17 protein-coding genes are annotated in these 23553 nt (G+C 63.4%); 13 read left to right on the top strand and 4 right to left on the bottom strand.

Going from position 1 to position 23553, the window contains the following annotated elements:
• Together AC3WN8_RS01920 and AC3WN8_RS01915 are read right to left on the bottom strand one after the other, a co-directional pair.
• Complete coding sequence (locus AC3WN8_RS01920) at positions 1-708, bottom strand: YceI family protein (protein ID WP_492667683.1); 708 nt, start codon at positions 706-708, stop codon at positions 1-3.
• 322 nt (positions 709-1030) lie between these two features.
• Positions 1031-1648 (bottom strand): TetR/AcrR family transcriptional regulator, encoded by a 618-nt coding sequence (locus AC3WN8_RS01915; protein ID WP_492667682.1) that lies wholly within the window; start codon positions 1646-1648, stop codon positions 1031-1033.
• A 272-nt stretch (positions 1649-1920) separates the two neighbouring features.
• Between AC3WN8_RS01915 and AC3WN8_RS01910 the strand changes: the two genes are divergently transcribed.
• Positions 1921-2859, top strand: coding sequence for an alpha/beta hydrolase (locus AC3WN8_RS01910; protein WP_492667681.1), 939 nt, complete (start codon positions 1921-1923; stop codon positions 2857-2859).
• A gap of 133 nt (positions 2860-2992) precedes the next feature.
• Here the strand turns inward: AC3WN8_RS01910 and AC3WN8_RS01905 are convergent, their stop codons facing one another.
• Positions 2993-4195: a helix-turn-helix transcriptional regulator gene (locus AC3WN8_RS01905; protein WP_492667680.1), complete on the bottom strand. Its 1203-nt coding sequence runs from the start codon at positions 4193-4195 to the stop codon at positions 2993-2995.
• Positions 4196-4406: 211 nt separating this feature from the next.
• On the opposite strand from AC3WN8_RS01905, the gene AC3WN8_RS01900 reads away from it, so the two are divergent.
• From AC3WN8_RS01900 to paaI, 3 genes are all read left to right on the top strand, one after another.
• Positions 4407-6734: a TonB-dependent receptor gene (locus AC3WN8_RS01900; protein ID WP_492667679.1), complete on the top strand. Its 2328-nt coding sequence runs from the start codon at positions 4407-4409 to the stop codon at positions 6732-6734.
• 124 nt (positions 6735-6858) lie between these two features.
• Positions 6859-8094, top strand: a complete 1236-nt coding sequence (locus AC3WN8_RS01895) for a metal-dependent hydrolase family protein (RefSeq protein WP_492667678.1) — start codon at positions 6859-6861, stop codon at positions 8092-8094.
• Between the two features lie 215 nt (positions 8095-8309).
• Positions 8310-8759 carry a hydroxyphenylacetyl-CoA thioesterase PaaI gene (gene paaI / locus AC3WN8_RS01890; RefSeq protein WP_492667677.1) on the top strand — a complete coding sequence of 150 codons (450 nt, stop codon included), beginning with the start codon at positions 8310-8312 and terminating at the stop codon, positions 8757-8759.
• Between the two features lie 292 nt (positions 8760-9051).
• On the opposite strand, the gene AC3WN8_RS01885 is transcribed toward paaI, so the two are convergent.
• Positions 9052-9651, bottom strand: coding sequence for a hypothetical protein (locus AC3WN8_RS01885; RefSeq protein ID WP_492667676.1), 600 nt, complete (start codon positions 9649-9651; stop codon positions 9052-9054).
• Between the two features lie 261 nt (positions 9652-9912).
• Between AC3WN8_RS01885 and AC3WN8_RS01880 the strand changes: the two genes are divergently transcribed.
• From AC3WN8_RS01880 to AC3WN8_RS01840, 9 genes are all read left to right on the top strand, one after another.
• Positions 9913-10251 (top strand): hypothetical protein, encoded by a 339-nt coding sequence (locus AC3WN8_RS01880; protein WP_492667675.1) that lies wholly within the window; start codon positions 9913-9915, stop codon positions 10249-10251.
• A gap of 55 nt (positions 10252-10306) precedes the next feature.
• On the top strand, positions 10307-10729 hold the full coding sequence (locus AC3WN8_RS01875) for a hypothetical protein (protein WP_492667674.1): 423 nt from the start codon (positions 10307-10309) through the stop codon (positions 10727-10729).
• Between the two features lie 174 nt (positions 10730-10903).
• Positions 10904-12157, top strand: a complete 1254-nt coding sequence (locus tag AC3WN8_RS01870; RefSeq protein ID WP_492667673.1) for a DMP19 family protein — start codon at positions 10904-10906, stop codon at positions 12155-12157.
• A gap of 133 nt (positions 12158-12290) precedes the next feature.
• The gene (locus AC3WN8_RS01865) at positions 12291-12743 is read left to right on the top strand and encodes a DUF6389 family protein (protein WP_492667672.1); all 453 of its coding nucleotides are present in this window, start codon (positions 12291-12293) and stop codon (positions 12741-12743) included.
• Between the two features lie 516 nt (positions 12744-13259).
• Positions 13260-16967, top strand: coding sequence for a DUF4132 domain-containing protein (locus AC3WN8_RS01860; protein WP_492667671.1), 3708 nt, complete (start codon positions 13260-13262; stop codon positions 16965-16967).
• A complete protein-coding gene (locus tag AC3WN8_RS01855; protein ID WP_492667670.1) occupies positions 16889-18061 on the top strand; it encodes an ATP-binding protein in 1173 nt (390 codons plus the stop codon). Before AC3WN8_RS01860 ends, AC3WN8_RS01855 begins: the two co-directional genes overlap by 79 nt.
• A 4-nt stretch (positions 18062-18065) precedes the next feature.
• Positions 18066-20420 carry a DUF5682 family protein gene (locus AC3WN8_RS01850; RefSeq protein WP_492667669.1) on the top strand — a complete coding sequence of 785 codons (2355 nt, stop codon included), beginning with the start codon at positions 18066-18068 and terminating at the stop codon, positions 20418-20420.
• Positions 20417-21550: a VWA domain-containing protein gene (locus tag AC3WN8_RS01845; RefSeq protein ID WP_492667668.1), complete on the top strand. Its 1134-nt coding sequence runs from the start codon at positions 20417-20419 to the stop codon at positions 21548-21550. Before AC3WN8_RS01850 ends, AC3WN8_RS01845 begins: the two co-directional genes overlap by 4 nt.
• A complete protein-coding gene (locus AC3WN8_RS01840) occupies positions 21547-23553 on the top strand; it encodes a YehQ C-terminal OB-fold domain-containing protein (RefSeq protein WP_492667667.1) in 2007 nt (668 codons plus the stop codon). Before AC3WN8_RS01845 ends, AC3WN8_RS01840 begins: the two co-directional genes overlap by 4 nt.

Here is a 23553-nt window from a genome sequence, read left to right as displayed (position 1 = left end):
TTATTTCGTCGGTTTGAGGTGCAGGTCCGTTTCGATGTCGAGCTGAACGTCTTCACCCAGCATGCCGGTCATTGCGGTGATTCCGAACTGCGAACGCTTGATGGTGGTGGTGGCCGAAAAGCCGAGCGCGGCCGGCATGTCCGGGTGCATCTCGCCCGCCGCCATCCCGCCGCGGAAGGTGGCGCGCAGCGTCGCCGGCTTGGTGATGCCGTGCAGCGTCAGCTTGCCCTCGACATCGGCGGTGTTGGTCCCGGTCAGCGTGATCTTTTCCGATTTGAAGCTGGCGGTCGGGAATTTCGCGGCGTCGAACAACTCGGCATTGGTGAGCAGCGATTCCTCGAAACTCGCCTCCTTCGCCTTGGGATGGGCTGCGCGATAATCCGAAGTGTAGGGGGTCCGCAGCGAGCCGATCTGCACGGTCGCTTCCAACTGCGCATCCTGCGGCTTGGCGGGATCGATGGTCAGCGTGCCCGAAACCTTGGTGAACTCGACTGGATAATGCGACAGGCCGAGGTGGGAGATGCGCGCGATCACCACGGCATGATCGGGATCGATCGTATAGGTGCCGGCCGGGGCCGTGATCGGCGCGGACGTTGCGGCGCCGGCATTCTCCGTGTGTGCTGCCGCATTGCCTTCCGGCGCGTTCCCGGCCTGTTGACAGCTCGCCAGCGCGAGCGCGAGCGGGGCGGTGATCATCAGCTTCTTCATCTTTGGTCTTCCTTTCCAGGCCGGCGTGCGAATGTGATTAAGAGCAGAGCGACTGTCAAACCAACGGATTCTGGTCTGTTTTCGTTGCAGCGGAGGGCGGAATTGGCGCTCCTTCCGTCGAATGTTCAGGGTCGAATTCGAGAACGCATCAGATCGGCAGTCCGGTGTCGGCATAGCTTCACGGCGTGACTCGGGGCGTAGCGTCGGGTCGACGCCCGCGGAATCTCAGCGGCATATCTGGGTGAGCCGGCTGTGACGGAATGACCTGCCCGGGTACTTCGGGAGTGCAAGCCGGACTCGATGGCGCGCCTGGCTACAACCCTTAGGCAGCTTTGGCCTTGAGCGCCTTCCGGGCAGTTTTGCGCGCCGCTGACAGGGCCTGTTCGCCGCACAGGATATCAATGTAGAGCTGCGTGTTCCTGCGGCGTTCGGCCATGCTTTGCCGGGTGCCGATCGCGTAAAAGCCGATCTGGTGGAAATAGAAGACGCGAGCCCGGATCGCGGCATATTCTTCATCATAGCCGATCGCCTCGAAGAAGCGCTGCAGAACTTCGAGCCGCTCGCGATCCGCACGTCCGATGGCCCATCCGGCGCGCTTGTCGGTGCGCGCCCATTCACGCACCGCAAGGTCGAAACGATAGTCATAGCCGTCGGACTCGATCAGGCGCGCAACGATGCGCTCGAGCCATTCGACGGCGTCACCGGCTTTGGCCGGAGGGGCCTCCTCGGGCAGGAAGCGGCACGCCGCTTCCCAATGGGCGATGAACCGGTCGAAGAATGCGTCGCGATCTTTGAAATAATGATAGAAGCCGCCACGCGTGACACCCAGCCGCCTGGCGAGGCGATCGACCTTCAACCCGGCAGAGCCTTCGTCGATCAGCGTGCGCCGTGCCGTGTCGATCCAGTCCTTCACCGTGGTCTTTGGTGTGCGTCCGGCCATATGCGTTCATATTCCTAGCCGCTATCCGTGCGAGTTGGGCTTGCAACTTCATCGTTTTCCACAAGCATCCTGGAACCGGCTCGTCGCGAAAATCGCTTTTAAGTCAACGGATCGATGGCCGTTTCGGCCCGGACGAAGCCGCTTCTGGCGGTGCTCGAAAGCCTTTTGGCGACGCTCGAAAGCAGTGTGGGCTATGTCCCGAACCGACATCTTGTTGTCCGGGCCAACAAAGCTGACAGGGTTTTGGCGCGTCGATCATTTGGAGAGGGAACATGCACGACGATAATCTTTCGATGGCGACACAGGCGCGTGAAGCTGCCAACTCGCCGGCGCGCTCGCCCGTCGTGCGCCCGGGGGCCGAGCAGTGGGATGTGACGTCCGGGATCACGGGCCGCACCTACCGCATCTATGTCTCCATGCCCGCAGAGAGCGTGCCGCCGCCTCCGGGGGGCTATCCGGTGGTCTACCTCACCGATGCCGACTATATATTCCACACGGCTGCCGACACACTGGCGATGCAGAGCATCGCCATGCAGGCAAAGCCGGCGATTATCGTTGGTATTGGCTACGGCAAGGGCTTCGATGCGGCGACGGTCGCACGTTTTACCGACCTGACCCCTACGCCGCCCGGGGCCGCTATGATCCCTTACCTCGAAGGGACGCCGATGTTCGAGGGCGCGACCTATGGGGGGGCGGAAGGCTTTCATCGTTTTCTGACCGAAGAGTTGAAGCCCCGGATCGACACCGATTACAAAACCGACAAGAGCGACAGCACATTGTGGGGCCATTCGCTGGGCGGCCTGTTCACCCTTCACGTGCTGTTCAACCATATGGAGGCCTACAAGGCCTATGTGATCGGCAGCCCATCGATCGTCTGGAACGACGGAGAGGTTCTCGAGGGAGAGGCCAAGCTGGCCGCATCCCTGGCGGGCGGAACAGTCGCGCCCCGCATATTGCTGACGGCCGGCGGGCTGGAGGAGACGGTGGACGATGACGCCAAGCTTCCGCCGGGCATGACGCGCGAGCAATTGCAGGCGATGTTGAAATCCGCCGGCGTGGTCAGCAGCGTCATTGCCCTGGCCGGTCGTCTCGAGGCGATGAAAGGCCCTCCCGGCTACAGGGTGGAGATGGTCGTCTTCGACGGCGAAACGCATGTCAGTGTCATGCCCGCTCTGATCAGCCGCGGCTTACGGTTTGCTTTGAAGCCCTGAAATTGGAGCGATCTGCAGTCCGATGGAACCATCGAACAGTTCTAAAATCGCGATAAAGCAAACATCCAGATCGATCTGTGTGATCCCGAAATCACGCAGATCGATCTGGAAAACCGGCAATCATCGGCGCTCCTTATTGCGCTGAAGGCGCATGCCGGGAGGCGCTGGCGTTCCGCTGATCGCTTGGCAGGACGCCACGTCTCCGGAGTTCGGAAGGCGTAGCGCCAAAATGGCGCTGGACTGCCACCGAAAAGCTGGAGGCGCGATTATAGCCGACGGCGTAGGCAATTTGGGAAATCGAAATGTTGCGCTCGTTCAGCATCACCAGCGCATGCTGCATGCGCAGGTCCTGCGTGTAATCGAAAACCGACTGGCCCACGATCTGGCGGAAGCCGGCGCACAGGCTACTGCGGCTCAGGCCCACTTCGAGCGCGAGATCCTCCAGCGACGGCGGCGTCACGAAATTCTCCATCAGAAGGCGCTGGGCTTTCATGACGCCCCGAGCCGTCAGCCTTGTCGTATCGGGTGACCCGAAACTTTCGCTATGTTCGAGAGCTTCGATCGCCTGGCACAGGATTTCCACAGCCTTCGACTGCAGGAACAAGCGGCGCTGGAACCCTTCAAGGGCGCTGGCATGCACATCCTCGAGGCAACGCAACAGGGCGGTCCCCAAGGGCAGCGTATGCGCAACACTCTGCTGCAGGGAACCATCGAGGAAGGATTGGAGCACAGCCGGCAGTTCATGCTCACCACCTGCGTAGAGCGCCTTCAGTGACTCGCGATGGATGAACACACAGGCGAAGCGTGTGCGTCCTGCGACCCTGGCTTCGGTTTCGGGGGCGCCGGCCGGCTGGATCAGAATGGCGATGTTCGGTGCGTCCAGGCTGATCGTGTTGCCTTGTGGCGACCCATATTCGAAATCGCCATTGCTCGTCATGTAGATCCGCAAGGTGTCCGGGAATGACATATGCACCAATTGCGGCGTGTCGACTTCCATATCGCCGAACGTGACGAGGAAGCCATCGGCCAGACCGCAAAATTCGTAGCGTCCGCTTCCCAGAAGCCTGGTGCGCCAGCAATAATGCAGGGGGTCGCTCAGCGGCAGGAGACCTTCCCATAGCGCGCGCGCGCCTTCCGCCGGGTCGATCTCGTAATTTTGAAGCGCATCACGAGCAGCCAGGTGCGCGGCATTTTCAGCGGAATTTGGTGGACTCGAAGCGGCCGGGGGCATCGCTGTCGATCGCGCCGCTATGGCACTTTGCACCCCCCGTTCGGCCGCCGGCCAGTCGGTGGTGGAGGATCGCACCTCTGTGGTTCCCTTGGCTGGTCGGTCCATCCTGTTTCCTCTGCTCAATCCAGTTCGACGTGAAATGCCTTTCACGTCAACACATAGATGGCCAAGGCGGCGCTTTCGAAAGGCATTTGGCGATGCTCGAAAGCCTTTTGGACACACTCGAAAACGGTGCGGCCTATATCCTCAGCATATTCCGGGGTCTCAAAAAACGTAACCGATCCGACCCGGCGGACCATATGCGGAGGTGGGGGATATGCGCGACAAGACCATAGCGATCGGCGGCGGCGGACAGGGTTCGACGATCGCGCGGGCCAAGATGATGTGTCGCGCGTCGGCAAGCTTGCTTGCGCTGTGTCTCGCCGCGACCGTTGCCGAAGCCCAGACACAAGCCAGGGCGCAAGCGCCGGCGACCACTGCCGAGCCGGATGACGCGACCTCTGGCGAGATCGTGGTGACCGCGAGCAAACGCGGGGAGAAGCTGCGCAACGTGCCGTCGGCGATTACCGTGCTCGGCGGCGACGAACTCGACAATCTGGGCGTCCAGACGGTTCGCGATTATGCGACGCTGACGCCCGGCCTCGTCGTGGAAGACACCGGTGCCCCGGGCTATGGCAAGGTCTCCATCCGCGGGTTGACCACCGGCTCGCTCCAGCAATCCGCGACGACCGTCTATTATCTTGACGACGTGCCCTTTACGTCGAGTTCGGCCAATGGCGGCGGATCCTTCATCGCGCCGGAACCCGAACTCGCGGATATCGACCGCATCGAGGTGCTGAAGGGCCCGCAGGGCACGCTCTACGGTGCTTCGAGCCTTGGCGGCGTCATACGCCTGATTTCGAAGCGACCCGATCCATCGCACTTTTCCGGGAGCGCGCGGGCAGAGCTGACCGCGATCGATGGTGGCGGCACCGGCTATTCGCTGAGCAGCACCCTCAATATTCCGCTGGTATCGGATCGGCTGGCGGTCCGTGCGACCGGTTTCTACCGCCGCGCGCCGGGCTTTGTCGACAATATCGGCACCGGCACCAGGAACGTCAACGAGAGTGTCGCCAAGGGGGCCCGCCTCGCAATCGGCTGGACGCCGACCGATCGGCTGACCATCGACGCCGTCGGCATGATCCAGGACATCGATACCAAGGGGCTAGCCGCCGAGCATGTCGCACCCGGCACATTCACGCCGGTTTACGGCACGCGCAAGTACAGCAATTTTTTCAATGCACCGACGAATGTCAAATACCGCCTCGCTTCCATCACCGGTAAATATGACGTCGGCGTTGGCCAGGTGATCGCCACTGCAGCCTATCTTGAAAGCGAACTGCATGTCGACCGCGACGTAACCTCGACCTATGCGCCCTTCTTCCCGCTGTTCGGACAGTTCGGTTATGTTTATCCGGCAAACACCGGGGCGGCCGTTCCCTCCACGATTCCCCAGAAGAAGAAGACCGCGGAACTGCGGTTCGTCTCCAATCGGCTCGGCCCGGTCGAATTCATCGTCGGCGGATTCTATACCAAAGAGCGCTCTTCGATACCGACCGACATCGTCGCGCGCGACATGGCGACCAATACGCAACTTCCCGGAGCGCTGGGCTTCATTGTCCGGTCTCCCGTCGAGGACGCCTATGAAGAGCTCTCCGCCTTCGGCAATTTGACATTTTATCTGACGGACAATTTCGACGTCACGGGCGGCGTGCGCTATGCCCACTATAAGGAGAATTTTACGTTCGCCTTCAGCGGCGTATATTATGACCTGTTCCTCGGTGGCCCGCAGCAGCTCCCGCCATTTGCAGGCAGCAACGACAAACTGACCTATCTGGCGACATTGCGCTGGCGGCCGACCAGCACGCTCAGTGCATTCCTGCGTGCGGCGAGCGGCTTTCGGCCTGGCGGGCCGCAGCCTGCTGCGATCCTGCCGCCCGGCGCCCAGACCCAGATCAACCCCGATACCGTCTGGAATTACGAGGCCGGAATCAAGGCAGACATCATCGACAGGAAATTGAGCATCCAGGCCTCGGCCTACCGGATCGATTGGAACGATATTCAACTCTATACGATTTTTCAGTCGCAGCAGCTGCTCGCCAACGCCGGCAAGGCCAGGGTGCAGGGCTTCGAACTCCAGCTGAACGCACGACCGACGCAGTTGCTGAGCATCGGCGCCAATGCCGGCCACACGGATGCACGGATCACACGGGTCGACCCGGGCGTCACTGCCTTGATCGGCGCAGCCGCGGGAGATCCAATTCCACAAACGCCGCGCTGGACGGTATCCGCGACCGCTGATCAGCTGATTCCGCTTGGTGACGATCTCCAGGGACAATTGGGCGCGACGGTGCGGATGCAATCGCACAGGTACACATCCTATCCGAACAGCGTCAGCAATCCCAATGTGCGTCTGCCGGAAATCACCACGGTCGATCTGCGTGCGAGTGTCCGTTACCAGCGCTATCAGCTGCAGTTGCGCGCCGAAAACATCTTCGATCGGAACGGGATAATCAACTACACCTTTGCTGGGGCGGGTGCGCCGGCAGAGGCCTATCTGATCCGGCCACGCAGCTTTACCGTGTCACTGAGCGCCGACTTCTAGGGGTGAGCACTCGGTTATCAGTATTGGACTGGTCCTGTTTGTCGCATTCGGCGACAGGCAGCGATCCCTCCTTCCGCCGCCGGCCGGAAATCCTATCAACCTTTCAAATCGAAGCGATCAGAACATGATCCTACTGGAAAACGCGCGCATTTTTGACGGCGTGAATGGCGACTGCGCCGAAGGCATGTCGGTCCTTGTCGAGGATGGCGCGATCAGGGAAGTGTCCGATCGTCCGATCAAGGCTGATGGCGCGCAGCGGATCGACGTGGTCGGCAAGACGCTGATGCCCGGCCTGATCGACGTCCATATCCATGCCTATTTCTCGGACCTCAATGCCAAGCTGGTCGACAGCCGTGACGCGCCTTACCGAACGGCGCATGCGGTCAAGAAGCTCGGCCACGCGCTCGATTGCGGCTTCACCAGCGTCCGCGACATCGGCGGCGGCGATTATCCGCTGGCATCGGCGATCGAGGACAGGCTGATCCGCGCGCCGCGTTTCTTCTATGCGGGCAAGGTCCTGTCGATGACCGGCGGCCATGTCGACTATCGTACGCCCAACGAAACGCATCACACCCATGGCTATTGCTCATGCGGGTCGATGAACTGGGGCGGGGTCGTCGTCGACGGGGTCGACGAATGCATCAAGGCGGCACGCGAGGAACTGCGCCGCGGCGCGCATTGCGTCAAGATCACCGCATCGGGCGGGGTGATGTCACCCAGCGATCCGATGTGGATGAACCAGTTCCGCGAGGATGAGATCCGCGCGATCGTCAATGAATGCGTGGAGCGCCGCACCTATGTGTCGGCGCATTGCCATCCGGTCAGCGCGATCCGCCGTTCGATCGAATTCGGCGTCCGTTGCATCGAACATGCGACGTTGATCGATGCCGACACGGCGCAATTCGTTGCGGAGCGCGGCGGCTATGTCGTGCCCACCATGTCGGTGATCTTCGTGTCGATGGAGCGCGGCGTGAAACTGGGCATGACGCCCGACAGCATGGCGAAGCTGAAGGTCGCAGCGGATTCGGCGATCGAGGGTCTCCAGCACATGCGCAATGCCGGGGTGAAGATGGGATTTGGCACCGATCTTCTCGGGGAGACCTATGACCAGCAGTGCCGCGAGTTCGAGTTCAGAAGAGAGGTCTTTACCCCGCTCGAAATGCTGCGCCAGGCAACGTCGGTCGGCGCCGAGATCCTCATGCAGGAAGGCAGGCTCGGCTGCGTAACGCCCGGCGCGCATGCCGATCTGATCGTCGTCGATGGCGATCCGCTGAAGGATATCGGCCTGCTCGCCGCCGATGGCCGCAAGCTGGATTTGATCATGCGGGATGGAGAGATCGTCAAGAACCGGCTCGACTAGGGCATTTTGAAGTCAGGTGGACTCATCTGACGGCATCGCGAGATGCGGAAAGCAGGGAATGGGCTGCAAATTCGGCGTATCGGTCGTTGCGCTGATCATGGCATTGGGATCGGCCGTGGGCGGGCTGGTGCTGTTCGATCTTCGGGACCGGTTGAAACCGTCGGAATGATTCGAGAATAAGCCCCCGTCCGCTGCCCGTCTGATCAGGAACTGCCATGAGTGACGTCAATGTTAGAGCAATCGTCGATTTCCTGCGTAGCCGCGAAACCATGGGGCGCGAATGGGGCATCGAGATCGAGGAGGTTCGTGAGGGCTATGCGCGGATCGCCGTGACTGTCAGCGAGACGATGCTCAACGGCTATGCGACCGCTCATGGCGGCGCGCTGTTCACGCTTGCCGACACGGCCTTTGCCTATGCCTGCAATTCCTATGGATTGCAGACCGTCGCCCATGCGGCATCGATGAATTTCCTGAGCCCGGCGCGGACTGGCGACCGCATCGTTGCGGAAGCGCAAGCGGTCATGAAGTCTGGCCGGAGCGGCGCATATAATGTTACCCTGCGCACGATCGATGGTCGCGACATCGCGTCCTTCCACGGCCTTTCGCGCACCGTCGGCGGTGCGATCCTGGATTCAGGCATCTCCGGCGTTGTGCCGACCAGCTGACTTTTGAGGGCACAAACCGGGATGGCCGGAGGGGCGCGGAAGGCGGCCGAAGCCCATGTCACAAAATTACCTGCGAGCGGCTGCAGGACGATTTCAGCGTGGAACGGCAATGGTGTCTTGCTCCCCTTTGGGGATGGGGACCGCGTGATCCCAAGTCATTACCTGATTCTACCAAGCGCGTCCTTCGAATTTGGTTGGAAACGTGCTTCCAGAAAGTCGATGAAACTGCCGGCGATGGGATCGGAATTTCCCGCCACGCGATGCCCGCGCCAGAAGCCGGCATCGAACCCCGTCATTGGTTCCACCACACCTCAAGCATGTGGCGGGCCTGTTCGGGGTCGCCAGTGAAGGCGGCCACCTGGCCCAGGACGTACGTCTGGCTGGTGTCCTTGATCGCAAGGGTTTCGTCCACCGCATCGTCACCGAGCTCGGCCAATGCGTTGGCGACCGTGGCGATGGCGCCCAGGGCAGTGGCAAGGTCGGGCGCAAATCGTTGCGGCGCATTCCAATGCCCCATGCCAGTGTAGTGAAAGAGCACGCTGCCGTCGTTGCGGTCGAAGATGAAGGGGAGCGAGCCCTCCTGCGCGATGACAAGCCAATGCTCCGGCCAATCCTCAAGCTTGTTCTCGGGATTGCGTGACCAGGCATAGCCGTCCTGCCGCGCCCAGAGCTTGTGGAGCGGATGGACCTCCACGGGGTTGCCGCCGGTGTTGATGGTCAGCCCGACGGGGCCGTAGGCCTGGTTATAGACATCGCCCCAGGGGCCGACCTCGCTGTAGAATTCGGCAATGATCGCAGGCAGCGGGAAGGGGCCTTCCCAATCGGCGGCGGGCTGGGGTTTCAGGGATCCCCAAGGGGCGAGGAGTGGTCGAATCCGGTCAAAGCTGGACATGATCAATGACCTGGTTGCGGCTGCATGTATCGGGTCGCTTTGCGTGCCCAATCGATCGATTTTTCTGTTCTTCCCATGTCGACAAACCCATGCGCCCAGCGTGCTATCATATTCATCAGAATAGATTTCCAGCCGAGCCTGGTCTACTCAAACCACGATCGGAGAAGTCCTGAGTCCTGCAGGGCGCCACCTCGACAACTGCCGCAGGAGTATCAGCCGCGACGTGAGCGCATATCTGCGATGCCGGTGGGAGACAAATGAATGAAGCGGCAGAGCATCTTCTTGATCGGCAGCCTTTGGTTTGGACTGGCCACACCAATCATTGCGCTCGCGGGTGGCAGCAAAGCCGAGCATGCCTGTGCACAACTGATCAAGGCGGCGCAAAGCCTGCACCTGGTAGGCATCAAGGCGCGGGGTGCCTATTATTGCGAACGACAGGATGAGGAGTCCGCCCGCTATGTGTTCGCGTTGCGCTGGCGCGGCGACGGCCTTCCTGCCACGGGAAGCAATCTTGTAGGCTATTATCTCGTCGATCCAATCAGCGGCGCAATCCATGTCTGGGACCTGGGCGAGGGCATGCGCGGCGAGGCGGTGCGCTGATGGCGAAGCCGGTCAACGCACTCCATTTCCGTGCGGCGAGCAACAGGCCCTTCTGATGCCCTTCGATCCCGATCACGGCACCTTGCGGCTGACCGACGGCCTGCACCTGCACCACCAGCTGCGCCGCAGCGAGATAATCCAGGACGAGCGTGAATGGGAGGAATGGCTGCATTATCGTGACGAGCCTGTGGCGTGGCGCTGGCTGGGGCAGGATGTGGACCATGGCGAGGAACTGGTGCTGATCCTGTGGTTCTGGCCCGACGATGGCATTCTGCGCGAATGGCAGCTGGGACCGATGCACTTGGGCGACGGAGCGCAGGCGCGCCACGACGGCCCGCATACGCGTGCGCTGCGCAACTGGTTTCTCAAACGACACGGCGCGGCGCTGCCGTGCAAGCGCGCCTGGGGGAACATCGATGCCGTCTACGATCCGCATAACCTCTGCACGACCATCCTGTGCAGATTTGCGTCACCATGAGCCTCGCCGTTGCTTTCCGGATTGCCCGTAGTCGGATGATGCCGTCATGTTGACGTCGAAATTGCCCTCTCGCGCGATCAATTCCTGTCGCTTCCATTGTTGTGATGGCCTTGGTTGCTCGAGCCCCCAGGGGGCTCGTTATCTTGCCTCGTTCCTTGTGATGGGAATTCAGCCATGACGCAAAGCAGCCTTCTCCCCGCCATCGACTGGCCGACATTGTTGCGCCGGGCCCCCTGTTTCAGCGCGGCGATCATGGACGCGCTTTGCGAGGCCGATCCGGAGGACTTCGCGCCTCATGTCCGCGCTGTCTATTATTTCGACCTGTTCGATGCGCAGGTGTCGAATGGCGGCGTGGATCAATATTTCGACAATGTCGCTGCGCATCTGCCCGACGCCATGCAGGTGCCGGCAATCATTGCGCAGAATCCGCTATTTGCGTCGGCCCTGCCGCTCATCGAGGAAGCGCACGCAATCTGGCACAATGTTTCCGCTGCCCATCCGGAGGGAACGGAGAACGATGCGGACGAAGACGAAAACTGGGAAGCCTATCAGGGGCTGCTGGCCCCGCATGCCTCACGGCTCGAAGCGATCGGCGAGGCTTTTTTCGCGATCCACCATGCGATCCGGCAAGATATCGAAGCGGATATCGCGCGCGATCCGCACCGCTATTTCGCGATCGAGGAAGTGCCGGGCCTGCTCGGGGTCGGCGTCGAGCATGTTGTGTTGACGAATGGCGCCTATCGGTTGCGGTTCGAGGATGGTTTCCCGGTCGGCCCGAATATGTTCGAGCATGATGACGGTAGCTGCGATGTCGTGTGGTTCTCGCGCGACCGTACGCTGCTGCAAGCCGAGACGCCGGGGTTTGGCAGCGGGCGGGATCGCAATTGGATTCACTATCCCAGCCAGGCCAGCGGTAGCTGGATGTTCGGTTTCGACTATCTGGGCGAAGGCCGGATAGTGCGCAACGACAGGCTCTCGCTGGGCTTGGGCCATCATGGGCTGCATGAATATTTTGCTGCCGATGGCCGGCGCGAAAGTGCCTCCATCTACTGGCATGGCGAGGAATTGTGCAGCGAGCATTTCTACCCTGACGGCACGCCGCTGCTCCGCTGCAAGCGCCAGGGCCAGCGGGAACATCGAATGCGTTTTTGGCCGAATGGTGCGATCAACACCGAAAGCATCGAGGATCGAGACGGTCGCGAGCGCTACCTGCGTTGCCTCGATCGCGAAGGGCGCGATCTCGCACCGAACGGCACCGGCCGGCTGGAAGAGATGCTCAGCCTGGATGACGGGATCGCCCAATGGCTTGAGGGCGAGCTGGTTGGCGGGTTTCTCAACGGGCCGGTACGCCGCATGGTCCGCCGACCGGATGATAGCGAGCCGCGCGAGACCGAACGCAATTTCTTCAAGAATGGCCGCGCGCAGTAGGGCGCAGGATGGTTCAAATGGCTTTCCAGGGCTCGTTGCGAGCCATCCCATACGCCGGATTGGCGGGGGCGCCGGACCTGCTCGACATGGGCTTTTCGTGGAAAATATTCAGAGTTTGGCCGCTGGAGGATCAATGAACGCAGACGATTATCGGGATGCGCTGCTGACCATTCTCCGCGCCCATTCCGGAGAGGCCTTGGAAACACTTCGCGCCCTGGACGCCGCCTTGCCGGAAAAAGCTCGTGCGATAGAGATTGGCGTTCACCCTAGCCAGGATCGGGATGGTCTGTTCACGATCATGATCCATCTCGATGGACCCGACCTCTATGTTCTGAACAAAGCCGTCGATGCTTGTCGAACCTTGTTCGACGTGCGCTTTGGGGACGCAGGCCGTCCGGAGCCCGATGTTCCTCAGTTCAGCTTGAGCGGGCCGTCATTCGAGGTGAACGACGTGATCGTGGACACAGCCTTTCTTTGGCTCGAAGAGCTCTGGAAAATTCATGGCGGCGGAAGCCGGAGCTTGCCGGTCTCGGCGTTTGGGGACGACGGCTACGGGGCCGAGGCAACCAGAAGGATCAGCCCGTAACAGCGTCAGGTGCAGTGCATGGTTGGTTGGCAAGGCACAGAAGCGATTGCCGCTAAGTCATTGAAAGGGTTTGGTGGATGCATTTGGGCTCGAACCTAGGACCCGCTGACTAAGAGGTGCGGCGCTATGCCGATTTTTATAAATAATATCAGCAATCTAGGTAAATCTGTGTACTGTTCATATGAACTTTGAGCCGCCGCATTTGATCATATTCCACCATCGGCTACGTCACAAACTCACCTATATCGGCAGAGTCCGCTCACGCCCTCATAACGGCCATTGATGGACGGACTCGGCTTCCCGAAACCTGCCATTCATTCATTCGCCACAGGGTGCGTTAGGAATGGATTGGTATGTGTTTCTCCGGCTAGAATCAGAATGACTCCCCTCCCGAGAACATTCGGGCTGCATTTTGATCCGAAAGCAGTCACATGTCTCAGTGCAGCAAGTCGGCTGCTGAATGCATCGTCATGCAGCGCCAACGAGTCGGTACGCGTAGGAAGCCGGGGGTGTTTGATGAACGGATTGCTGAACCGGCTTCGACAGGGGCTCGGCCTTTCCAGCGGTCGATCGGGGGGCGCGGGGAGCGGCCCGCCGGCGGGTAGGATCGCCGATCACTTCAAGGAGCTCCGTAAGGCTTCTTTCGGCTTGCCGACGCAAGTCGCCCGGTTTGTGATCGATGGCGACAATTCATCGGTTCTCTCGACTCTTCAGGGCAATGCGGCGCGAACCGCATGGCAGCAGCGAGCGCATTATTATCCGCCGCGCGATGAGGCCAAGCTGTTCACCAACCTCGCGGCCTGGCGCACGGACCAGATGCGGCGATTGGGCGAGGCGGTCGCGATGCTCCAGTCGATCACTTATGATTACGGGTATTTCGGAACCAAAAAGTCGCCCGACTGGCTTCGGCATGTCGTCACGATCTGGCTCGGCCAAGGCCGCAAGGAACAGCCGATCGAGAGGCTGCAGGCACTGACGGCGGAAACGGGTGACGGCACCGCATTGACGCTCGACATCCTGTTCTGCCGCGACACCGGGAACTACGGGTCCAACAACAGCGTCGGCCGGTTTGCGGGCGTGGGGGAATGGCTGGCCACCTCACGCGATGCGGTTCACGCCGCGCTTCCGGAGCTCGCCGCGGACGTGCGGGCCGAACTGGCGGCGGCGATCGGCCGGTTCAAGCTGCACCAGACCTATCTCGATTTGCTGCTGAACACCGCCACTGGATCCTCGAAGAAGGCGCGCACCACTGCGCGCCAGGCACTGACCGGGGCCGATAGGGCAGCGTTGACCGAAGCGCTTCGCGCGCAGTTCACGAGCGCCGCGCCCGGGCGCAAGGCGGAGTTGATCGAGATCGCGGCCGCGACGCTGGGGGAAGCGGGGGCACCGTTGCTGGCCGAGTGGCGGGACGGCGAAAGTTCGGCCAAGGTGCTCGCCGCATTCGATCGCGTGTCGGGCGCGGTGGCGCCTTCCGTGCCGCTGCCGGGCACTGAGAAGCGTTCGCCCTGGCAGATCGATGGCGCGCAGGGCTATGTCGCGGTTGATGGCAGCTGGGTCGGGCTTTCCGTGCTCGAACCCGCGCCTGGACCGAGTCCGGTGCCGTCCGAAGTGCTACGTCTGCTCGAACCGGCGATGGCGGAGTTCAATCGCTTGCTGATCATCGGGAAGGCCGAAGCGAAAACGGACAAGCACTGGCACTGGAGCCGACAATACCGTCCGAAGGATGCCGGCGATCTGAACAATCTTGCCAAGCTGGCTGAAGGCAATTGGCAAATCGACACAAATGGTAAACGAACCGCGGTGGATTGGCTGGGTTGGCACCAGCTCAAACACCCGGCGGTATCCCAGTTCTTTCACGATGACCGGTTGTCGCTCAGGCATTTGATGCGGCTTGCGGTGGCGATGACCAATGGTCATCTGCAAGGCTTGTTCGGCGACTGGAGCGGGCCGGTGGGTGCCGCCGTCCAGCATCGTCTTGCCAATGGGGCCGACATTCGCACCGTACTCACCCTCTGGCTCGAGGCAGGCGGGCACGACCATATTCAGGAGCATCTCACGCGCCGCTGGTACTGGCCGCTGCCCGATTTGAACCTGCCGCTTTGGCCGGTGCTGTGCCAGCGTTTCGCGCAGCTCGACGAAGCGTTGGGCCTGGTGCCGCAGAGCGGCGGTGAGACCATGCAACGGGTGCCCGCGATCGAGCTGCTCGGGATGTTTCCGAAGCTGCCCGAGCGCTATCAGCGCGCGCTGATGCTGCTGGCTGGCGACAGCTCCGCCCGGCTGCGCCAGGGCGCGCGGGCGCTGCTCCAGGGGACACCCGGACTCGGCAACGCGATCGCGCTGCAGCTTCAGGACGGCAAGCAGGATACGCGCGCGCTCGCCGCGGACTGGCTGGCGGCGCGCGGCGAACGCGAGCAGGCGCCAGTGATCCGCAGGGCGCTGGCGAAGGAGCGCAGCGATGCCGCCCGTGCGGCGATGATCACCGCGCTCGAACGGTTGGGCGAGGACGTCTCAGAATATTTCGACCACGCCGCATTGACGAAGGAGGCGAAGGCGGGTCTCGCCAAGCCGCGGCCGAAGGGGCTGGAGTGGCTGCCGTTTGGCCATCTGCCAGCGCTCAAGTGGAAGGACGGCAAGCCCGTCGATCCCGCGCTCCCGCAATGGTGGGTAGTGCTGGCGGCCAAGCTCAAGCAGCCGGGTGGAAATGCACTGATCAACCTTTGGCTCGACCGGCTGGCGCCAGAGGACGCGCACCGGCTCGGCTGGATGATCCTGACCGGCTGGATCGACGAGGACACGCGCACGCCGACCGACGAGGAGGCCAACGCCTATGCGGCCCAGAATGTCGATGCGACATTGCAGCAGAATATCGCGGCGGCGAAGCGCTGGCCGCACAGCGCCGACTATTATTCCATCGATCGCGCGGTGGTGTTCGCGCAGCTCAAGCGCGCCAAGGCCGGCACTTATCTCGGCAGCGCGGCCGACAGCAAGGGCGTGCTCGCGCTGGCAACGCGGGTCAACGGGGCCGACGCCGCCCAGCGCATCCGCATATTCCTCAAGGACCACGGATCGCGCGTCTCTCAAGCCAAGGCGTTGATCGAGCTGCTCGCGGCGATCGGCACCGGCTCCGCGCTCCAGCTCCTGCTTTCGGCAGCCAACCGATCGAAGCAGCGCAGCGTACAGGCGCATGCTGCGGCGCTCGTCGAAGCCGTCGCGGAGCGTAACGGCTGGAGCGCGGCGCAGCTTGCCGACCGCACCGTCCCGACCGGCGGCTTCGATACCGACGGCACACAGGACGTCGAATGCGGCGAGAATCGCAGCTATCGCCTCCAGCTCGATGCGCAGGATGCGGTGATCATCCTCAATGCTGAGGGACGCGAGGTGAAGGCGCTGCCTGGACCGCGGATCGAGGAGGAGCGTCCGCTGGTCGAGGCCGCCAAGAAGCAGCTCGCCACCGCGCGCAAGGAAGTGAAGCAGGTGCTGGCAGCCCAGGCCGAGCGGCTGCAGGAGGCGATGTGCCTGCAGCGGAGTTGGACGCGTGGCGATTGGGAGAGCTTCGTCGCGGGACATCCGATCGTTGGGCGGCTCGCCGCGCGGTCGATCTGGCAGGGCGTGGATGCCGAGGGGCGACCGGCGAACACCTTCCGCCCGATGGGGGACGGGAGCTACACGGACGCGACGGACGGTGATGTGGACCTCTCGGCATTCGCCGAGATCCGGCTGGTCCATTCTTCGCTGCTCGACAGCGAGACGATCGGCGCCTGGCGCGCGCATCTTGCCGACTATGCGGTGGCGCCACCCTTCGACCAGCTTAGCCGCGACCTGCCACGGCTCGCGGAAACGCAGGGCAAGGATCGCACGATCACCGATCGGGAGGGCTGGATGATCGAGAGCTTCAAGCTGCGCGGTACTGCCACCAAGCTGGGCTACCAGCGGGGCCAGGCGCAGGATGGCGGCTGGTTCCTGACCTATGAGAAGACCTATCGCGAGGCCGGCCTGCTCGTCGAGATCGAGTTCACCGGCAGCCCGCTCCCCGAGGAGAACCGGTCGACCGCACTGCAGTCGCTGAACTTTCGCAAGCTGCGCGGCGGTGCGGGCGGCGGGGGACAGGTCGCGCTCGCCGATGTGCCGCCGGTGCTGCTCGCCGAATGCTGGCGCGATCTCCACGACATCGCCGACAAGGGAACCGGCTTCGATCCCGAGTGGCAGAAAAAGGCGTATATGTGATGGCCGAGATTCAATCGATTCGCCCGCCGGCGGAGCAGCGCTACGCGGCCGAACTCGCGGCGCTGGCGGCCGACGACCACTTTCCCCGGCCGGCGGGATGGCGGCTCTCGCCGCGCGCGGTGCGCCGTTTTCTGGTCGGCGATCCCAAGGTGGGCGTTTCACGCAAATTCTATGGCGATGATCCGCTCGTCGACCGCGCCATCGTCAGCCTGATGAGCCATCAGGGGCTGATGCTGGTCGGGGAACCGGGTACCGCCAAGTCGCTGCTGTCCGAACTGCTCGCGGCGGCGATCTGCGGCACTTCGGCGCTGGTGGTCCAGGGCTCGGCAGGGACGACCGAGGACCATATCCGCTACGGCTGGAACTATGCCCTCCTGCTGGCCGAAGGGCCGAGCGAGCGCGCGCTGGTCCCGTCGCCGGTGCTCAACGCCATGCGCTCGGGGCGGATCGTCCGGTTTGAGGAGATCACCCGCTGTCCGCCCGAGGTGCAGGACGCGCTGATCTCTATCCTTTCGGAAAAGTCCCTGGCCCTGCCCGAACTGGGCGCCGATATGGTTGCCAGCGCCGCTCCCGGGTTCAACGTCATCGCCACCGCCAATCTGCGTGATCGCGGGGTGCATGAGATGTCGAGCGCATTGAAGCGGCGCTTCAACTTCGAAACCGTTCACCCCATCGCGGACGCCGAGTTCGAGCGCGAGCTGGTGCTGAAACAACTTGCCGAGCGGCTTACGCCAACTGGTGTGACCGTGACGGGCGAGCGTGACGTCGCTGACGTGCTGGTGCGTGTTTTTCAGGATCTGCGCACGGGTCGGACTGCAGAAGGAACCAGCCTCAATCGTCCGGACGCCGTGATGTCGACGGCCGAGGCCGTGAACGTGATGCACGCAGCTGCGCTAGAGGCGGTCTATCTCGACAATGGCAAGCTTTCCGCTGCCCATGTCGCGCGACAGTTGCAGGGTGTCGTGCTCAAGGATTCGCCCGAGGACGGCAAGCGCTTGCGCGCCTATGTCGATCATATCGTCAAGGAACGTGCCGGACGATCCGGGGCCTGGAAGGAATTCCACCAGGCGGCGCGAGCGTTGAAGCTGGGTTGACCGGGTGAAGAACCCGGTCGTCCTGGATGCCGAGCGGCAGCTGTGGGTGGTGCCGATCCGGCACCATAGCCCGGCTTGCGCCGCGCATCTGGAGCGGCTGATCGCGGCAGTCGCGCCTGCGGCGATCCTGGTTGAGGGGCCGTGCGATTTCGATCCGCTGATCGACCTCCTCTGCGATACCCGGACCCGGGCGCCTGTGGCCATAGTATCGCTGCGCGAAGCGAGTGCGGGACAGGCAACCCGTCGGGTGGCGAGCTATTTTCCCTTCTGCGCGCACAGCCCGGAGCTGATTGCGCTGCAGGCAGCCAAAGCGCGCGGCGTAGCGGCGCGTTTCATCGACCTGCCCTCAACCGCGCGCGACATGGATCTCGACGGCGACGTACCGCGCGAGGGCAGGTCGCTTCTGGGCAGCGAGCGCCTGTTCGGCGTCGGCGACTATGTGATGGCACTGGCGCGCGAACTGGGATGCCGCGACGGTGACGAAGTGTGGGATCAGCTGTTCGAAACCCGCATCGCCGGGCAGGATTGGCAGACATTCTTCGCCGATGTCGCGCACTACTGCAGCTGCATCCGCGCGGCGACCGATGCCGCCGATATGGAGCATGACGGCACGCTCGCCCGCGAAGCACAAATGCGTGCGATCCTGAGCGAGGTGCGCGCCGCCACGGACGGGCCGATCGTCGCTGTTGTCGGCGGCTTTCACGCCGAAGCGTTGCTGGAGGCGAGCAGCAACAAGCCGCTTGCCCCCAGTCCCGGCGCAGGCCGATCCTATCTTATCCGCTATGGGATGCGTCAGCTCGATGCGCTGCGCGGTTATGGCGCCGGGTTGCCGCTGCCCGGTTTCTATGATCGATTGTGGCAGCGGCGCGAGTCGGGCGGCGCGGAGCTGGGTATCGACCTGATCACGGGCTTTGCCGACCATCTGCGGAGCGGCAAGGGCGAGGCTCCCTCCTTTCCAGTGATAGCCAATGCGATAGAGCAGGCAGAGCGCCTCGCGGCACTGCGCGGGCGGCCGTTTCCGATGCGAGACGATCTGATCGACGCGATCCGCTCCAGCTTCATCAAGGACGAAATTCCGGCCACGCAAGCGCCGTTTCTGGGTGAGCTGAAGGCCTGGCTGACCGGTACGGCCATCGGTGAGGTGCCGCCCTCGGCTGGATCGCCGCCCCTGGTCGAGGCGGCGCGCGCGCAGGCGAGGGTGCTTGGCTTTTCCATCGCCGATGGCGAGCGCCGCAGCCGCGAGCTCGATATCTATCGCAAGCCCCGCCACCGTGCCGCGAGCCGCTTCTGCCATGCCATGGCTCTGATCGGTACATCCTTTGCCGAACGTACCGGTGGGCCCGATTTCCGCAATGACGTGGCGCTCGACCGGTTGCACGAGATCTGGGCCATTTGCTGGTCGCCGCTCGTCGAATCTCGCCTGATCGAACTGTCCGAGGCGGCAGACACGCTGGGCGAGGCCCTGGCCTTCGTTCTCGCGCACAAGGTCGCAGCACTTGCGGAACAGGGCCGAGGGCGCAATGCGCTGCTGGCCATCGATCTGTTCGCCGCAGCCTGCCGGGCGGGACTGGGCAAGGAAGCCTACGCGATCCTCGCCCTTGTCGAAGAACAGGTGATCGAGGATCCGGAAGCGGGGTCGGTCATTGCCGCGCTCACCGATCTGCTGCTGCTGCGCCGCGGCCGTGAAACGCTGGGCATCGAGGATGCCGGCCCGCTCGACCATCTGATCCAGGCAGCCTGGCGCCGCTTGCTGGTGCTGCTCCCGGAAATGGCGGACTCCGGTGCGGATCAGGTCAGCGTGGCCGTCGAGGCGTTGTCCAGCCTGCGCGGTGCGATCGAGCTGGCGAAATCCTCGCAGGCTCCGATCGATCTTGCCCTGTTCGAGGAGGCACTGGACGCATTGTTCGCGCGTCCGCTGCCGCCGATGCTGGCCGGCGCGATCATGGCCTTTGCCTTGCTCGACGGTCGTATCGCCGCCTCCGATCTCGAAGTGCGGCTCAAAGGAGAACTTGCCAGCGGCTATGTCGATCCCGCGGAACGGCTCGCCTTTCTCGGCGGTGTGATCGCGATCGCGCGGGAATTGATCTGGACCGTCCCGGCGATATTGAACGCGCTGCACGGGATCATCGACAGTGTCGATGAAGACGCCTTCGTTGCCCTTCTGCCGCATCTGCGTCTGGCGTTGATGCCACTCGATCCGCGCGAGGTCGATCGATTGGCCGAAGAGGTTGCAGCGAGACTGGAAGCCAGTCCGGGATCGCTGTCGGTCACGGTCGGCATTCCGGAAAGTGAGATGAATGAGAATCTGGAGCTCGATCGGGGCCTCGCAGACGTACTGGCACGGGATTTCGTACTGTGAGCGGGCCGGTCTCGATCCGCCGCTGGCGCCTGGTGCTCGGCCGCTATGCCGAGCGGTCGCTGCCGGGCGATGGCCTGTCAGGAACCGAGCAGCGTACCGATCGTGCGCTGGACTATCTCTACGCCCGCGAGATGGAGCGGCGGGGTCTGCGCCGGGACAAGCGTGGAGGCGGGGCCGGATCGCTCGATCCCAGCCGGCTGACCGCGCTGAGCTGGCTGGGCGAACTCCGCGATCTGTTTCCCCAGTCGGTATACGAGACCGTTCAGGCGCATGCCATCGACAATCTGGGGATGAGCGAGCTGCTCTCCGACCCCAAGGTGCTCGATGCGCTCGAACCCAACAAGGACCTGCTCAAGTCGCTGATCGCGTTCAAGGGGAGCGCCGATCCGGCGGTGCGCGAGAAGATTCGCGAGGTGACGCGCAAGGTGGTCGAGGACATCGTCCGGAAACTTCGGCCCCGGGTCGAAGCCGCGCTGTCCGGTCGGCCCAACCGCTTTCGTCGCAGCCAGCTCAAGGCGATGCAGAATTTCGACTGGCGCGCGACGATCAGGGATAATCTGAAGAACTGGGATGCCGAGCGGAAGGCGATCGTCGCGGATCGCCTTCGCTTCCACGGCCGCAGCCGACGGCGCCTGCCGTGGACGATCATCCTGTGTGTCGATCAATCGGGCTCGATGCTGTCATCGACCATCTATGCCGCGGTCATGGCCTCGATCCTGACTGCGTTGCCCTCCGTCGAGGTCAAGCTGATCGTCTTCGACACTTCCATTGTCGACCTGTCGAGCGAGGCGCATGACGCGGTCGAAGTGCTGATGTCGGTCCAGCTCGGCGGCGGCACCGATATCGCATCGGCGATGGAATATTGCGAAGGCCTGATCACCCAGCCGTCCCGAACGGTTTTTGTGCTGATCAGCGACTTCGAGGAGGGGGGATCAGTCCCCCGAATGCTCGCCGCGACGCGCCGCATGGCGTCGGCTCGCGTCACGTTGTTGGGGCTTGGCGCGCTGAGCGACGATGCCGCCCCGGTCTATGACCGCCGCATGGCGGAGCGTTTGTCGGGCAACGGGATGCAGATCGCCGCGCTGACGCCCGACCGCTTCGCTGAATGGATCGGAAGCGTGATGGCATGATCGACACCACGCTTCGCGACAGCCTGGCCGCCTTTGACGATGCCGCGCTGGCGACGCTCGCCAATGCCGGACTGGTTCGCCGCGCGCACCGCGACGTCGCGGAAGGCAAGGTCCATCTCGTGTCCGGTGAAACCGGCAAGGCCGTCATCGAGGCGGACGGCCAGCGCGTCGATCTCGACACGGGCGGTCCGCGTGCGGCGGTGTGCGCCTGCCGGGCAGTGACGGTCTGCCGGCACCGCATCGCGGCCGTGATCTTTGTCCTGGAGCAGGAAGGCGATGTTGCCGAGGTCCCGGCGGCTGTCACCGAACCCTCGGGTGACCCGGCCGAAATCGTGGCCGCGATGGATCTGGCCAGGCTGGAGAAATGGACCGGCAAGGCGGGCTGGCGTGCGGCGCTGGACCTGGCAGGAACGGCCGTCGCCGTCGAGCCGGCCGCCAATACGCTCGCCGTGACCTTTCCCGATATCGAAGGACCGGTGCGTATTCTGCGCGGGCAGGGGTTCGATGGGATCGTGTCCAAGGTCTCCAAGGCGAGGCTAAAGCCCTATCACGCAGCCGCTGTCCTGGCGGCGTTGCGCCATTTCGGCCAGGATCTCCCCGCTCTCGGCCATGAGCTCGAGCAGGCTTCGCCGGCCGAGCTGGAAATCCATCCCGCCTTTATCGACCATGTGCGGGCGAGCCTGGCCGAGGTCGCCGCACTTGGAATGAACCTTGCCCCCCTCCCTCTGGAGGAAGCCCTGTTCGAATTGTCGGTGTCATCCCGCGCCGACAGCCTTCCACGGCTCGCAGCGCTTCTCCGCGCAGTGGCCGCCCAGATGCGCCTGCGGCGTGGCCGCGCGCTCGATTTCGATCCCGATCGTATGCTCGAGCTCACGGCCACGGCCTTCGCGCTGGTGCGTGCGCTCAAGGCGGCGGATTCCGAACGACGGGTTGCGCTTGCGGGCAGGCTGCGGCGCGATTTCGTTCTTTCCGAACCGCTGCATCTGGTCGGGTGCGGCGGCGAACGGTGGACCACGGCGTCGGGCGCGCGCGGGGTCACGGCCTGGTTCATCGAACCCGCCACCGGCCGCTGGCTCTCGACCACCCTTGCGCGCGGCGCTGGACAGGATCCGACTTTCGCGCCTGCCGAGGCCTGGCGGAACCAGCCGCTCTGGCAGTCGGAACCGTTGGCGGCGCTTGCCCATGCCCGGATCGAGCTCGAAGGCTCGCGCCGTTCGGCCGACGATCGCCTGTCCGCCCCGGCGAGCGCCAGGGCGACAATTATCGAGCGCTCGGTTCGCGCCGGTCCCGATTGGCCGGGCGTCGTGCGCAACTGGAGCGAATTGCAGCGCAACTGGCTCAATCAGGTGGGACTCGGGCTCGACGGTGTGGAGGCGTCGACCGCCTGTCTGATCGCGCCTGACGGGATCGCGCCTCCTTTTTTCGACGACCTTGCCCAGCAACTCATCTGGCCGGTGCGCGATGGGGCAGGCAATTGGCTCGCGCTGACGCTCGATCATGAAGAGCCAGTGTCCAACGCGATCGAGGCGCTCGAGGCCAACGTGAGAACCGGCTGGCAAGGTATGGTGCTGGTCCGCATGGAACGCCGCGGTGACAAGCTTGCCCTCAGGCCCATGACGCTTTTCGGCCGCGACGCGCCTGTTGATCTCTCCCTCTGGGCTCGTCCGTGGCGGCCGGGTGGCGACAAGTCGGTTGTCCGCGATTGGCTGGCTCGGCTGCGGCCGGGCGCCGGACGCCGTTTTGCCGTGCTCCCCCGCAGCGGCACCAATGCGGCGCTGGCGAAGGCCTGGCGGCACCTGCTCGATCGCGCCGAGATCGGTCCGTCGCTCGCGCGCACGCTCGATGGCGACCTGGCCGCTCATGTCCAGCGGCTCGAAACCTATGGCTTGCCGCGCCTCGCATCGCTGTTCGGTGACGGGCATGAAGGCGAGGGATTGCTCGCGGCCGCCTATGGCCTGCTGCTGGCGCGTCAGCAGCGTTGCGCGGCACCGCTGCTGCGATAG

Source organism: Sphingobium sp. FW305-3-2-15-F-TSA7, from assembly GCF_058787155.1.
This window is presented reverse-complemented; position numbering and strand designations above follow the sequence as displayed.